This is a genomic window from Pseudomonas sp. CF161 (assembly GCF_000416215.1).
In the GTDB taxonomy this organism is placed as follows: Bacteria; Pseudomonadota; Gammaproteobacteria; order Pseudomonadales; family Pseudomonadaceae; genus Aquipseudomonas.
On sequence record NZ_ATLP01000096.1, the window covers coordinates 24,895 to 37,263 of the forward strand.

14 protein-coding genes are annotated in these 12,369 nt (G+C 63.1%); 4 read left to right on the top strand and 10 right to left on the bottom strand.

Translation table 11 applies throughout. The features are described from left to right. The first annotated feature begins 20 nt into the window (after positions 1-20). Both CF161_RS21555 and CF161_RS21560 read left to right on the top strand, forming a co-directional pair. On the top strand, positions 21-830 hold the full coding sequence (locus CF161_RS21555) for a hypothetical protein (RefSeq protein WP_256206468.1): 810 nt from the start codon (positions 21-23) through the stop codon (positions 828-830). Positions 831-972: 142 nt separating this feature from the next. After that, complete coding sequence (locus tag CF161_RS21560) at positions 973-1,983, top strand: AI-2E family transporter (protein WP_020298729.1); 1,011 nt, start codon at positions 973-975, stop codon at positions 1,981-1,983. A gap of 13 nt (positions 1,984-1,996) precedes the next feature. On the opposite strand, the gene CF161_RS21565 is transcribed toward CF161_RS21560, so the two are convergent. Both CF161_RS21565 and CF161_RS21570 read right to left on the bottom strand, forming a co-directional pair. Continuing rightward, positions 1,997-2,905, bottom strand: a complete 909-nt coding sequence (locus tag CF161_RS21565; protein ID WP_020298730.1) for a hypothetical protein — start codon at positions 2,903-2,905, stop codon at positions 1,997-1,999. 62 nt (positions 2,906-2,967) lie between these two features. Then, positions 2,968-4,233 (bottom strand): Hsp70 family protein, encoded by a 1,266-nt coding sequence (locus tag CF161_RS21570; protein WP_020298731.1) that lies wholly within the window; start codon positions 4,231-4,233, stop codon positions 2,968-2,970. 300 nt (positions 4,234-4,533) lie between these two features. Between CF161_RS21570 and CF161_RS21575 the strand changes: the two genes are divergently transcribed. Continuing rightward, positions 4,534-5,478 carry a DnaJ C-terminal domain-containing protein gene (locus CF161_RS21575; RefSeq protein WP_043230078.1) on the top strand — a complete coding sequence of 315 codons (945 nt, stop codon included), beginning with the start codon at positions 4,534-4,536 and terminating at the stop codon, positions 5,476-5,478. 22 nt (positions 5,479-5,500) lie between these two features. After that, positions 5,501-5,803, top strand: coding sequence for a chaperone modulator CbpM (locus CF161_RS21580; protein WP_020298733.1), 303 nt, complete (start codon positions 5,501-5,503; stop codon positions 5,801-5,803). 122 nt (positions 5,804-5,925) lie between these two features. Here CF161_RS21580 and CF161_RS21585 read toward each other — a convergent pair whose 3' ends face one another. From CF161_RS21585 to urtE, 8 genes are all read right to left on the bottom strand, one after another. Beyond that, positions 5,926-7,065: a sensor histidine kinase KdpD gene (locus CF161_RS21585; protein ID WP_020298734.1), complete on the bottom strand. Its 1,140-nt coding sequence runs from the start codon at positions 7,063-7,065 to the stop codon at positions 5,926-5,928. Between the two features lie 113 nt (positions 7,066-7,178). Further along, positions 7,179-8,879: an urease subunit alpha gene (gene ureC, locus CF161_RS21590; protein WP_020298735.1), complete on the bottom strand. Its 1,701-nt coding sequence runs from the start codon at positions 8,877-8,879 to the stop codon at positions 7,179-7,181. A 109-nt stretch (positions 8,880-8,988) separates the two neighbouring features. Further along, positions 8,989-9,294: an urease subunit beta gene (locus tag CF161_RS21595; RefSeq protein ID WP_020298736.1), complete on the bottom strand. Its 306-nt coding sequence runs from the start codon at positions 9,292-9,294 to the stop codon at positions 8,989-8,991. Further along, entirely contained in the window at positions 9,291-9,824 is a 534-nt protein-coding gene (locus tag CF161_RS21600; protein WP_020298737.1) for an N-acetyltransferase, read from the bottom strand. Before CF161_RS21600 ends, CF161_RS21595 begins: the two co-directional genes overlap by 4 nt. A 6-nt stretch (positions 9,825-9,830) precedes the next feature. Then, positions 9,831-10,364: a GNAT family N-acetyltransferase gene (locus CF161_RS21605; RefSeq protein ID WP_020298738.1), complete on the bottom strand. Its 534-nt coding sequence runs from the start codon at positions 10,362-10,364 to the stop codon at positions 9,831-9,833. Positions 10,365-10,373: 9 nt separating this feature from the next. Next, positions 10,374-10,676 carry an urease subunit gamma gene (locus CF161_RS21610; RefSeq protein ID WP_020298739.1) on the bottom strand — a complete coding sequence of 101 codons (303 nt, stop codon included), beginning with the start codon at positions 10,674-10,676 and terminating at the stop codon, positions 10,374-10,376. Between the two features lie 69 nt (positions 10,677-10,745). Continuing rightward, positions 10,746-11,585 (bottom strand): urease accessory protein UreD, encoded by an 840-nt coding sequence (locus tag CF161_RS21615; RefSeq protein WP_020298740.1) that lies wholly within the window; start codon positions 11,583-11,585, stop codon positions 10,746-10,748. A 30-nt stretch (positions 11,586-11,615) separates the two neighbouring features. Next, positions 11,616-12,314: an urea ABC transporter ATP-binding subunit UrtE gene (gene urtE / locus CF161_RS21620; protein WP_020298741.1), complete on the bottom strand. Its 699-nt coding sequence runs from the start codon at positions 12,312-12,314 to the stop codon at positions 11,616-11,618. Positions 12,315-12,369: the final 55 nt, after the last annotated feature.

Genomic DNA, 12,369 nt, shown 5'->3' on the forward strand with positions numbered 1-12,369 from the left:
GAACAGTCGTGGCGGGCGGGTTGCTGGTCCTGGGCAGCGGGTGCGGCAGCCCGCCCCTGGTCTACGAGAATGCTCGCTTCGACAACCGCATGCTGTGCACCGAAGGCGCCAAGCGGGTCACGCTGATGCAGCGTTATTCCTTCGACTTGCCGGGGCCTTTTCGCCATGCGCCCTGCGGGACGATCACCAGTGGGTTTTATTATGAAAAGGGCCTCGATGCTCTTTCCGTAGGGACGTCCGGCACCTTTTCCTATGGCGATGTCCAGGTGACGGCGTCCGGGCTCTATATGCGGGTCAACAGCTTTCTCAGTGGCAGGGCGGACGGGCTGCTCTATCCGAAGCAGGCGTTCAAGGACGATTTGATCGCCAGGCAGGCGTTGCCTTCCTATCACGGGGTCAAGCCCAGCAGTTTCGACTGGGTGACACACCAGGGGTTTCAATGCCTGCGGACCTACGAGCGCTGGGAAGGGAAGGCGGTTGGCATTTTCGAGGATGAGGTCAAGTATTGGTGCTGGGAGCAGGAGAGCGGCTTGAAGCAGCCTTTCTACGTGCATGCGGGCCAGCGCCTGCCCTTGGGAACCCAGGGCTACGACCTGGATCAGGTTTTTATCGAACCGTTCTTCAAGAGCCTGAAAATCAATCGATTGCCTGCACCGGTGCTGGCCAAGGCGCAGGCGGATCTTCAAGCCTTCTGTAGCCACGTCAAGTCTCGTCTGGACCAGAACCTGCGCTGGGGCGATGACTACCCCGACAAGCGCCTGAACCTGACCTTTCTGCACTACTGCGGTTACGACGTGCCGCTCCCTGACTCGGTCGCGCCAGTGCCCTGATGGCACCCTAGGGTCGAACCAACGACCGCCGCGACACGCTTGTAAATAATTGAGCCGCTTTCCTTACGGCGCCTGCCCCTATTCGTGCCCGGAGAACGCTGGCAGACTGCCAATCTTTTCAAGCCGTTCGTTTTGAGGCTATATGCCAACGTTTTCTCAGCGTCATCTGTTGTTGTTCAGTTGGGTCATCATTTTCGGCGGGTTGCTCCTGGTTCTGCCGCTGCGACTATTGCCAAGCCTGCTTGCCGGGCTGCTGGTTTTCGAACTGGTCAATATGCTCACCCCGCAGCTACAACGGCTGATCGAAGGACGACGCGCGCGTTGGCTGGCAGTGGCGTTGCTTGGCACCCTGGTGGTCAGCCTGCTGACGCTGCTGTTTGCCGGGGCCATCAGTTTTCTGCTGCACGAGGCGGAAAACCCCGGCGCTTCCCTGGATAAATTCATGACCGTGGTCGACAAGGCGCGTGGCCAGCTGCCGCCGTTTCTCGACTCCTACCTGCCGGCCAGCGCCGCAGAATTCCAGGCCGCCATTGGCGCCTGGGCCAGCAAGCATTTGAGTGAGTTGCAACTGGTGGGCAAGGACGCGGCCCATATGTTCGTGACCTTGCTGATCGGGATGGTGCTGGGGGCGATCATCGCCTTGCAGCGGGTGCCCGACCTGACCAAGCGCAAGCCATTGGCTGCTGCCCTGTTCGATCGTCTGCACCTGCTGGTCCAGGCGTTTCGCAACATCGTGTTTGCCCAGATCAAGATTTCCCTGCTCAACACCTTCTTCACCGGGATCTTCCTCGCGGTGGTGCTGCCGATGTTCGGGGTCAAGCTGCCGCTGACCAAGACCCTGATCGTGCTGACCTTCCTCCTGGGCCTGCTGCCGGTAATCGGCAACCTGATCTCCAACACCCTGATCACCATCGTCGGGCTGTCACTGTCGATCTGGGTGGCGGTGGCGGCGCTGGGCTACCTGATCTTTATCCACAAGCTGGAATACTTCCTCAACGCGCGGATCGTCGGCGGGCAGATCAGTGCCAAGTCCTGGGAGTTGCTCCTGGCGATGCTGGTGTTCGAGGCCGCGTTCGGCCTGCCGGGGGTGGTGGCAGGGCCGATTTACTACGCCTACCTGAAAAGCGAGTTGAAGCTGGCGGGGCTGGTCTAGGCCGCCGTTGGCTTCACTTGCGCTGGTCGCCCTCATAGGTGACCGACTGGAGACGATCAAGACCTGAGCCGATGTGGAACGAGAACGGCCGGCCCAGTTGCTTGATCTTCTCGGCGCATTGAGCGTTCCAATCGTCGTTACGGTTATCGGGGCTGAAGTCGGCGGTTAGCAGCTGCTCACCCAGGTTGGCGACTTCAATCGACAGCTGCAGCTTGGTCCGCAGCAGATCGTCCTGAACCATGTCTTCGCCCCACAGGCGAATCTCGCCTTTGCGCATGCTTTCGCGCAGTTGGGCGTCCTTGACGATCATTTGGCCTGTCACGGTCTTTTTTCTATAACCCTGGCTGCGGTAGTTGATGCGCACATGCTCCGGCGATTGCCCGGGAACTTGTTGCACGCTCACCGCGTTGAAGGGCAGGTCGCCGTCCAGTTGGCCCTGGATGTTGCAGACGATTTCGACCGGAACCCCACTCTTGTTGTAATAACCCAGCGCCCGGTCGAGCAGCAGGTAGCGCGCCGAAAGCCTGACCTCGGAGTTGATGGACAGGGTCAGGGTGGTCGGCTGCGGAGGCGCGACCCCCGGCTGCGGTTCGAGTGTCATGTCGATGGCCATGCTGCTGGCCGTTCGCGCGCTAAGAATGTCATCGAACAATGCGCGCAATGCCTCGCGCTGCTCGAGGCTCAGCGTGTCCTTGAGGGACAGATGCACCACCCGGCTGTCTTGCTCATCCAGCGCCAGCTCGACCTTCTCAGGATCGATGCCGCGGGCGCGAATCGCTTCCACCAGCAAGGCGCTGACAGTGCCATTGACCTGCTGGCCCTGATACCCCACCGGCTGCTCGAAGTGCAGGGACATGAAGTCTTCCTTGCAGCCGGTCAGCAGCAGGGCGGCCAGCAGGGGCAACAGTTTGTACAGGTTCATCGTTTCGGTTCCTTGCGAAAATTTTCCCCAGCCCTGGGGCGCGACGATCGAGCAGCGGGCTTCTAGCCGTAGCGTTTCCTGGCTTCAATCGCCAGACCGCTGCCGATGCTGCCGAAAATGTTGCCTTCGACGTGGCGGGCATTGGGCAGCATGGCCGAGATGCTCTGGCGCAGGGCCGGGATGCCGCTGGAACCGCCGGTGAAGAACACCGTATCGACCTGGGCCACATCGACGCTGGCATCGTCCAGCAACTGGGTCACGCTGTTGCGGATGCGCTCCAGCAGGTTGTCGATGGCCGACTCGAACAGCACCCGGCTCAGCTCCACGCTCAACCCCGGTTCGATACGGTCCAGGGGCACGTGGCGGCTGTCGGTGTGGGTCAGCTGGATCTTGGTTTCCTCGACTTCCATTGCCAGCCAGTGGCCGGCACGCTGCTCGATCAGCTTGAACAGGCGGTCGATGCCGCCGGTGTCTTCGATGTCGTAGCGCATGCTGCCCAGGGCCAGCTGGGATTTTTGCGAGTACACCGAGTTGATGGTGTGCCAGGTCGCCAGGTTCATGTGGTGACTGGTGGGCATGTAGGCGCCGCTTTTCATCCGGCTGCCGTAGCCGAACAGCGGCATCAGGCCTTGCAGGCTCAATTGCTTGTCGAAATCGGTACCGCCGATGTGCACGCCACCGGTGGCCAGGATGTCGTCGTGGCGGTTGTCCAGGTCGCGGCGCTCGGGGGCCAGGCGGACCAGGGAGAAGTCGGACGTACCACCGCCGATGTCGACGATCAGCACCAGTTCTTCGCGTTCGATGGTCGACTCGTAGTCGAAGGCTGCGGCGATGGGCTCGTACTGGAAGGACACTTCCTTGAAGCCCAGCTTGCGCGCCACTTCCACCAGGGTGTTTTCGGCTTCCTGGTCGGCGGCGGCATCGTCGTCGACGAAGAACACCGGGCGGCCCAGGACCACTTCCTCGAACTCCCGACCGGCGGCGGTTTCCGCGCGGGCCTTGAGTTGGCCGATAAACAGGCCCAGCAGGTCCTTGAAGGGCATCGCCGTGCCCAGCACGCTGGTGTCGTGCTTGATCAGCTTGGAGCCCAGCAGGCTTTTCAGCGAGCGCATCAGGCGGCCTTCATAGCCTTCCAGGTACTCGTGCAACGCCAGGCGACCGTACACCGGGCGACGTTCTTCGATATTGAAGAACACCACCGAGGGCAGGGTGATCTTGTCATCCTCCAGCGCGATCAGCGTTTCCATGCCGGGGCGCAGCCAGCCGACAGTGGAGTTGGACGTGCCAAAGTCGATACCGCAGGCACGGGCCGGAGATGCGTTTTTCATGTCTTTCAAGTTCCGGTTAAAAAACGGCCGCGCAGTGTATGCCAGTCGCTGGCAGATTCGAAGGCCGACTATCCGCTAAATCGAAACCTTTTCCTGCCTTGAAAGACTATTCTTCACCCCAAACTTGCAGGCATGAGCCGGGCAATCACCGGGCGCTCGCAAGAACCGCCGGCGATTGCCGATAAACTTTTGATGCGCCGCACCAGTCAACGGGTTGAGATTGATCAATCCTTATGCTGCCAATGAGAGCATGCTGCACTGTGTGCCGCGCGATATTGATAACGGATGGTGATTCCCTCGATGGACTTCAAAGACTATTACAAGATTCTCGGTGTGGAACCGACGGCGGACGATAAGGCGATCAAGGCGGCCTATCGCAAGCTGGCGCGCAAGTACCACCCTGACGTCAGCAAGGAAAAGGACGCCGAGGCAAAGTTCAAGGACGCTTCGGAAGCCTATGAGGCGCTGAAAAGTGCCGACAAACGCGCCGAATACGACGAAATGCGCAAATACGGCCAGCACGGCCAACCGTTCCAGGGGCCGCCGGGCTGGCAGGGCCGTGGCGGTTTTGGCGGTGGCCAGGATAGCGGCGACTTTTCGGACTTCTTCAGTTCGATCTTCGGCAACCGTGGCCCGGGTTTTGGTGGTGGTGAACAATCGCGGCGCAGCGCCGGACGTCGTGGACAGGATGTGGAAATGGAACTGCCGATCTTTCTTGAAGAAACCCTCTCTGCCGAGTCAAAGAAGATCAGCTTCCAGGTGCCGCAGTACAACGCCGCCGGCCAGCATGTGAGCAACACCAGCAAGAGCCTGAACGTGAAGATCCCGGCCGGGGTCAGCGATGGCGAGCGTATCCGCCTCAAGGGCCAGGGCGCACCGGGCGTGGGCGGTGGCGCCAATGGCGACCTGTACCTGACCATTCGCTTCGCCCCGCACCCGAAATTCGACGTCGAAGGCGAGAATCTGATCATCACCTTGCCCCTGGCTCCGTGGGAGCTGGCGCTGGGTGCCGAGGTCGCGGTGCCGACCCTGACCGGCAAGATCAACCTCAAGGTTCCGGCCGGCAGCCAGAACGGCCAGCGCATGCGCGCCAAGGGCCATGGCTTGCTGAACAAGGCCGGCGAGCGTGGTTCGCTGTTTGTCCAGCTCAAGGCGGTCATGCCGAAACAGGCTGACGATGACGTCAAGGCGTTGTGGCAGGAGCTGGCGAAAAAGGCGGCGTTCGACCCACGGGAACATTTTTGATTCGAGAATGGAGTAGCTGAGTATGAGTACCCTGATCGTTCAGCTGGACATGGAAGAATTCTGTGAGGTGACCGACCTGTCGGCCGCTTACGTGATCGAAATCGTCGAACACGGGATCCTCGAACCTCAGGGCCAGGCGCCCAAGGATTGGCGTTTCAACGATTACCAGCTGGCCCTGGCCAAGCGCGCCGCCATCCTGCACCGCGACCTGGAACTGGAGTGGCAAGGAGTGGCTCTGGCCCTGGACCTGCTGGATGAAGTGCGCGAACTGCGCGCGGAAAATCGCATGCTCAAACAACGCCTGGGGCGCCTGGTCCTCGATTGACCCCGCTGGTCGGGCCGGGCGCTGTAGCCGCTGCCGCGAGGCTCGGGCCGCGTTCGGACGCTGGCCCTGATAGGAGCCGCGGATATTTCAGGAATACGTCAACGCCTTCGGCCCGTCGCGTTTCAGGGCTGTGCACGGGAAACCCGGGGCAGGGTGACGGTGAAGGTGGTGCCGTCGCTTTCGTTGGAGCTGACTTCGATGCTGCCCTGGTGCGCGCTGACCACTTCCTTGACGATAAACAACCCCAGGCCAAGGCTGGTGGAGGGGCCGCCGAGTTCTTCGCTGGCGCTGCGCACCAGGGGGTCGAACAGGGTGCTCAGGGCGTCCTTGGGGATGGGCGCGCCGTAGTTGTGCACCGTCAGCAACACCTGTTCGGCGCCGCCGGTGATGGTCACGGTCACGGTGCGGCTGTTGTTGCCATGCTGCAACGCATTGCCGATCAGGTTCTGCAGCATCTGCTCGATGCGCCCGCGGTCCCAGATGCCGTGGCCGTCACCGTGGAAATTCAGCGAAGGGGAGCAATCGGGCTGCCCGGCGCAGGCTTCATCCATGGCCGCCTTGGCGGCGCTGGCCAGGTCCATCGGTGCCGGCTCGATCGGCAAGCCGCTGCCCAGCCGGCTGCGCACAAACTCCAGCAAGTCGCTGACCATCGCCCCCATGTGCCGCGCGCCGCTCTTGATCCGCGCCACGTAGGCCAGGCCCTCGGCGTCCAGCGCGACACGGCGCGCCAGCATCTCGGTGGACATGCTCACGGCCTGCAACGGCGCGCGCAGGTCATGGCCGAGAATCGCCAGGAAGATATCCCGCGAGCGGTTGACCTGTTCGGCATAGGCTGCGGTGGACTCGGCCAGGGCTTCGTCGATGGCCTCGTTGAAGCGGATCATGTCCTGGAAGTACATCAGGTCCGCAGATTCCAGGCTGCCCACCCACAGGCGGATCACGCAGGCGCGCAGGTGGCGGAATTCGGAGGTCATCTGCACCAGGTCAAAACCCACGGTGTGCCGCAGCTCGCCATGGCTGGCGGCGGCCTTATCCAGGCTGGGGGTTTTTTCCGGCCCTTCGCCTTTGGCCTTGGCCAGTTGTTCATGGGCGGTCTGGGCGGTGCGCATGTCGCGCGCGGCAGCCAGCAGGATCGATTTTGCGTGATCGCGCAGTTGCAGGCGGGTCATGGAGTCGGCGGCGGGGGCAATGGATTTCGCGAACTGCTCCCATTCATCAACGATTCGATCAACGTGTTGCACGATGAAATCGGACAGGCGCATAGCCGGGAACCCTGCAGGCAGATTGTGAGAAATCGAGTGGCATCTTAGCGCCAAACCGGGGTTTTCAAAACTCACGCTGCCAAACAGGGCTCCGGGCTGCTCAGTGCAGGGTTCTAGAAGAGAAAGTAGCGTTGTGCCATCGGTAGCACCTCCGCCGGTTCACACCACAGCAGCACGCCATCGGCCTTGACCTGATAAGTCTGCGGGTCGACGTCGATCTGTGGCAGGTAGTCGTTGTGGATCAGGTCGGTCTTTTGCACCTGGCGACAGCCCTTGACCACCGCGATGCGTTTTTTCAGGCCCAGGGTCTCGGGCACGCCGGCGTCCAGGGCCGCCTGGCTGATAAAGGTCAGGCTGGTGGCATGCCGGCTGCCGCCAAAGCTGGCGAACATCGGGCGGTAATGCACCGGCTGCGGGGTCGGAATCGAAGCGTTGGCATCGCCCATCAGGCTGGCGGCAATCGCCCCGCCCTTGAGGATCAGGGTCGGCTTGACCCCGAAAAACGCCGGGCGCCACAGCACCAGGTCCGCCCACTTGCCGACTTCGATCGAGCCCACCTCGTGGCTGATGCCGTGGGTGATCGCCGGGTTGATGGTGTATTTGGCGATGTAGCGCTTGACCCGGAAGTTGCTGTTGCCCTCGCCATCGCCCGGCAGCGGGCCGCGCTGCTTGTGCATCTTGTCGGCGGTCTGCCAGGTGCGGGTGATGACTTCGCCGACCCGGCCCATGGCCTGGCTGTCGGAGCTGATCATGGAGAACGCGCCCAGGTCGTGGAGGATGTCTTCGGCGGCGATGGTCTCGCGGCGAATGCGGCTTTCGGCAAAGGCCACGTCTTCGGCGATGCTCGGGTCCAGGTGATGGCAGACCATCAGCATGTCCAGGTGCTCGTCGATGGTGTTGCGGGTGAAGGGCCGGGTCGGGTTGGTCGAACTCGGCAACACGTTGGCAAACCCGCAGGCCTTGATGATGTCCGGCGCATGGCCGCCGCCGGCGCCCTCGGTGTGGTAGGTGTGAATGGTGCGGCCCTTGAAGGCGGCCAGGGTGGTTTCGACGAAGCCCGACTCGTTGAGGGTGTCGGTGTGGATCGCCACCTGGACGTCGTACTGGTCGGCGACGCTCAGGCAGTTGTCGATGGCCGCGGGGGTGGTGCCCCAGTCTTCATGCAGCTTGAGGCCGATGGCCCCGGCCTTGACCTGCTCGATCAAGGGCTCCGGCAGGCTGGCGTTGCCCTTGCCGGTAAAGCCGATGTTCATCGCGAAGGCGTCGGCGGCCTGGAGCATGCGCGCCATGTGCCAGGGCCCTGAGGTGCAGGTGGTGGCGTTGGTCCCGGTGGCTGGCCCGGTGCCGCCGCCGATCATGGTGGTGACGCCGCTCATCAGCGCTTCTTCGATCTGCTGCGGGCAGATGAAGTGGATATGGGTGTCGATGCCGCCGGCGGTGAGGATCATGCCTTCGCCGGCGATGACTTCGGTGCTGGCGCCAATGGCAATGGTCACATCGGGCTGGATGTCCGGGTTGCCGGCCTTGCCGATGGCGGCGATGCGCCCGTCCTTGAGGCCGACGTCGGCCTTGACGATGCCCCAGTGGTCGATGATCAGGGCGTTGGTGATCAGGGTGTCGACCACCTCGGCCGCCAGCAACTGGCCCTGGCCCATGCCGTCACGGATCACCTTGCCACCGCCGAATTTCACTTCTTCGCCGTAGGTGGTGAAGTCCTTTTCCACTTCAATCCACAGCTCGGTATCGGCCAGCCGCACCTTGTCGCCGACGGTGGGGCCAAACATGTCGGCGTAGGCCTCGCGGGAAATGCGCATTCCTCGGTCCTCGGAAATAAGCGGCAAGCTTTAAGCTGCCAGCTGCAAGAAAAATCAAAAGCCCTGGGCGCGGGATCAAGCGGCTGTTACTTGCCGCTTGAAGCTGCGCTCAAAGATCGCCCATCACTCGCCCGGCAAAGCCGAACACCCGGCGATGTCCGGCCAGGTCCACCAGTTCCACTTCCCGGGTCTGCCCCGGTTCGAAGCGCACGGCGGTGCCGGCCGGGATGTTCAGGCGCATGCCGCGGCTGGCGGCGCGGTCGAAGGTCAGGGCGTCGTTGGTCTCGAAGAAGTGGTAGTGCGAGCCGACCTGGATCGGCCGGTCGCCGCTGTTGGCCACTTTCAGGCTCAAGGTGCGGCGGCCGACATTGAGTTCGATGTCGCCGGGCTGGATCTGGTATTGGCCTGGAATCATGCGGGCAGTCCCAATGTCTTGAAGTAAATGGCGGTCGGGGTGTAGCTGCCGTCCGGGCTCTGGCAGTAGTTGGGCAGTTCACCGACCCGGGTGTAGCCCAGGGAACGGTAGAAGTCCTCGGCGGGCGAACCGGCTTCGGTGTCCAGATACAGCAGGCCGCGCTTGTTCTGGCGGGCTGTCTGCTCCAGGGCCGTCATCAGTTGCTGGCCCAGGCCACGGCGCCGGGCCTCGTGGAGCACCTGGAGTTTCTGGACCTCGGCGCGATTGCGTCCGTTGGGTTTCTGGCACAGCGCCAGTTGCACGCTGGCCAGCACCTTTTCGTTATCCACCACCACCCACAGCAGCAGGCTGGCGTCTTCCACCCCGGCCTGCAGGTTGCGCAAGTAGGCATCGGCCTGGGCCTGGTCGAGGTCGGCCATGAAGCCGATCGAGGCCCCGTGCTGCACCGCGTCGAACAGCAGATCACTCAGTCCCTGGCGGTAATGGGCAAAACTTTCCCCATGCACTCGACGCAGTTGGGCAGCGTTCATCGGGTATCACTCCTTGTCGATGGCGGGCGGCAGCGCCCCGGGGTTGAGGATCAGTTGCATGAAGGTCAGGTCCAGCCAGCGTCCGAACTTGGTGCCGACTTGGGGCATCTGCCCGGTGGTGATGAAACCCAGGCGCTGGTGCAGGCGGATCGACGCCTGATTGCCGCTTTCGATGGCGGCGACCATCACGTGCTTGTCACAGCCCCGGGCGCGTTCGATCAGCGCTTCCATCAGGCGTGGGCCAAGGCCGTTGCCGCGCTGGTCGTTGCGCACGTACACCGAGTGTTCGACGCTGTGGCGAAAGCCGTCGAACGGTCGCCAGTCGCCGAACGAAGCGTAGCCGAGCACCACCTCGTCGGCGTTGATGATCACCAGGATCGGGTAACCCTGGGCCTGGCGGGCGCTGAACCAGGCCTGGCGGTTGCCCAGGTCCACGGGCTGCTCGTTCCAGATCGCCGTGGTAGTGCGCACGGCGTCGTTGTAGATGTCACGGATCGCTGGCAGGTCGGCATGCAGTGCATCGCGGATGTGGTACGTCATGGCGCGGCCTCAGGCGATGGGTTGGTGGACGGTGACCAGCTTGGTGCCGTCGGGAAAGGTCGCCTCGACCTGGATCTCCGGGATCATTTCCGGGATGCCCTCCATCACTTGTTCACGGCTGAGCAGGGTGGTGCCGTAGTGCATCAGTTGGGCCACGGTCTGGCCGTCACGGGCGCCTTCGAGCAGCGCCGCGGAGATATAGGCCATGGCCTCCGGGTAATTGAGTTTCACGCCACGGGCCAGTCGTCGCTCGGCCACCAGGCCGGCGGTGAAGATCAGCATCTTGTCTTTTTCGCGTGGGGTCAGGTCCATCGTGTTCAATCCGTTTGGGCAGTTAAAAGGTTCAGCGCGTCAGGGCGGCGGGCCCGCGTGACAGGCGCTTCATGTGTTCCAGATCCTTGGCGGCACAGCCTCGCGCCCGAGCAGGGCGGGGCGCAGCAGGCGCCACAGGTCGATCAGCCAGGCCCGGGCCAGCAGCGCTTCGCTGGCCAGGCAGCGGGCCACCAGCAGCCCGGGCAGTTGCGTCAGGTCGCCGCGTACCTCGTGGGGCAGCGAGCGGCAGCTTTCCAGCAGCTGGGTGTCGATGTCGCCGGTGACCAGCAGGGTCGCGAACACCGGCTGGCCGTCCAGGCCGATGGGCGAGTCCAGCAGGCCGTCGCCCCCGACAATGCGCTGGCGTTCGTGCCAGAGCAACTGGCCGTCACGGCGAATGTCCAGATGCGATTGAAAATGCCCGAGGTCAAAGCGCTCGGCGCTGGCCGGGCGACCCAGGGCCACGATGTCCCAGTAGAACAGCCGAGCGTCGCCCTCGAGCTCGATCACCGTCGCCAGTTCCGCCTGGGCGGCGCTGAAGACGATGCTCTCCTGGGGCAGCCATTCCAGGGTGGCACCGGCGGCGACGTGCAGCTCGAGGTTTTGGTACGCCGGCCCAGCGGCGCGGTACCACTTGGCGGCGCCAGGGCTGGTCAGTTGCGCCCAGGCATCGCTGCCGACGCAGGCGCGGATGTCCAGGCGGTCGCCACCGGCAATCCCGCCAGGGGGGTGGACGATGATGTGCTGGCAGACCTCGGGGCCCTCGGCATACAGGTGCTTCTGCACCCGCAGCGGGCCCAGATGGCGGCGTTGCACGGGACGCGTGGTGTCGCCGAAACGGGCGTAGCCCAGCTCCAGCTCGGCATGCCAGCTGGGGGTGAACAACGCGGTGTGGGCAGGAAGATTCATGGTTCGCGCTTATCGTCAGGAGGCTACAGGTTAGATCGTAACCAGGCCGCGTACACCGTCGGTTTCCATATTTTCGCCCCGCCCCTGCTGGACGATTTCACCCCGGGACATCACCAGGTACTGGTCGGCCAGCTCAGCGGCAAAGTCGTAGAACTGCTCCACCAGCAGGATCGCCATATCGCCTCGCGCCGCGAGTTTTTTGATCACCGCGCCAATCTCCTTGATCACCGAAGGCTGGATGCCCTCGGTGGGCTCGTCGAGGATCAGCAAACGCGGGCGACTGGCCAGGGCCCGGCCAATGGCCAGTTGCTGCTGCTGACCGCCCGACAGATCGCCGCCGCGGCGTTGCTTCATTTGCAGCAGCACCGGGAACAGTTCGTAGATAAAGGCCGGCACCTCCCGGGCTTCCTTCGCGCCGAAACGTGACAGCCCCATCAGCAGGTTCTCCTCCACCGTCAGGCGCGGAAAAATCTCCCGACCCTGGGGCACATAGGCAATACCGGCGTGCACCCGCTGGTGCGGCTTATAGCCGGTGATGGCCTGGCCTTCCCAGCTGACCGTGCCTTCCTTGGTCGGCAGCAGGCCCATCAGGCATTTGAGCAGGGTGGTCTTGCCCACGCCGTTGCGCCCGAGCAGGCAGGTGACTTCACCCACCGTCACGTCAAAGCTCAGACCGCGCAAAATGTGGCTGCCGCCGTAGTACTGATGTAGATGTTGGACCTTTAGCATCGGAACTCCGTTAGTAGGGCTGCAAGCTGCAAGCCTCAAGCTGCAAGAAACAGCG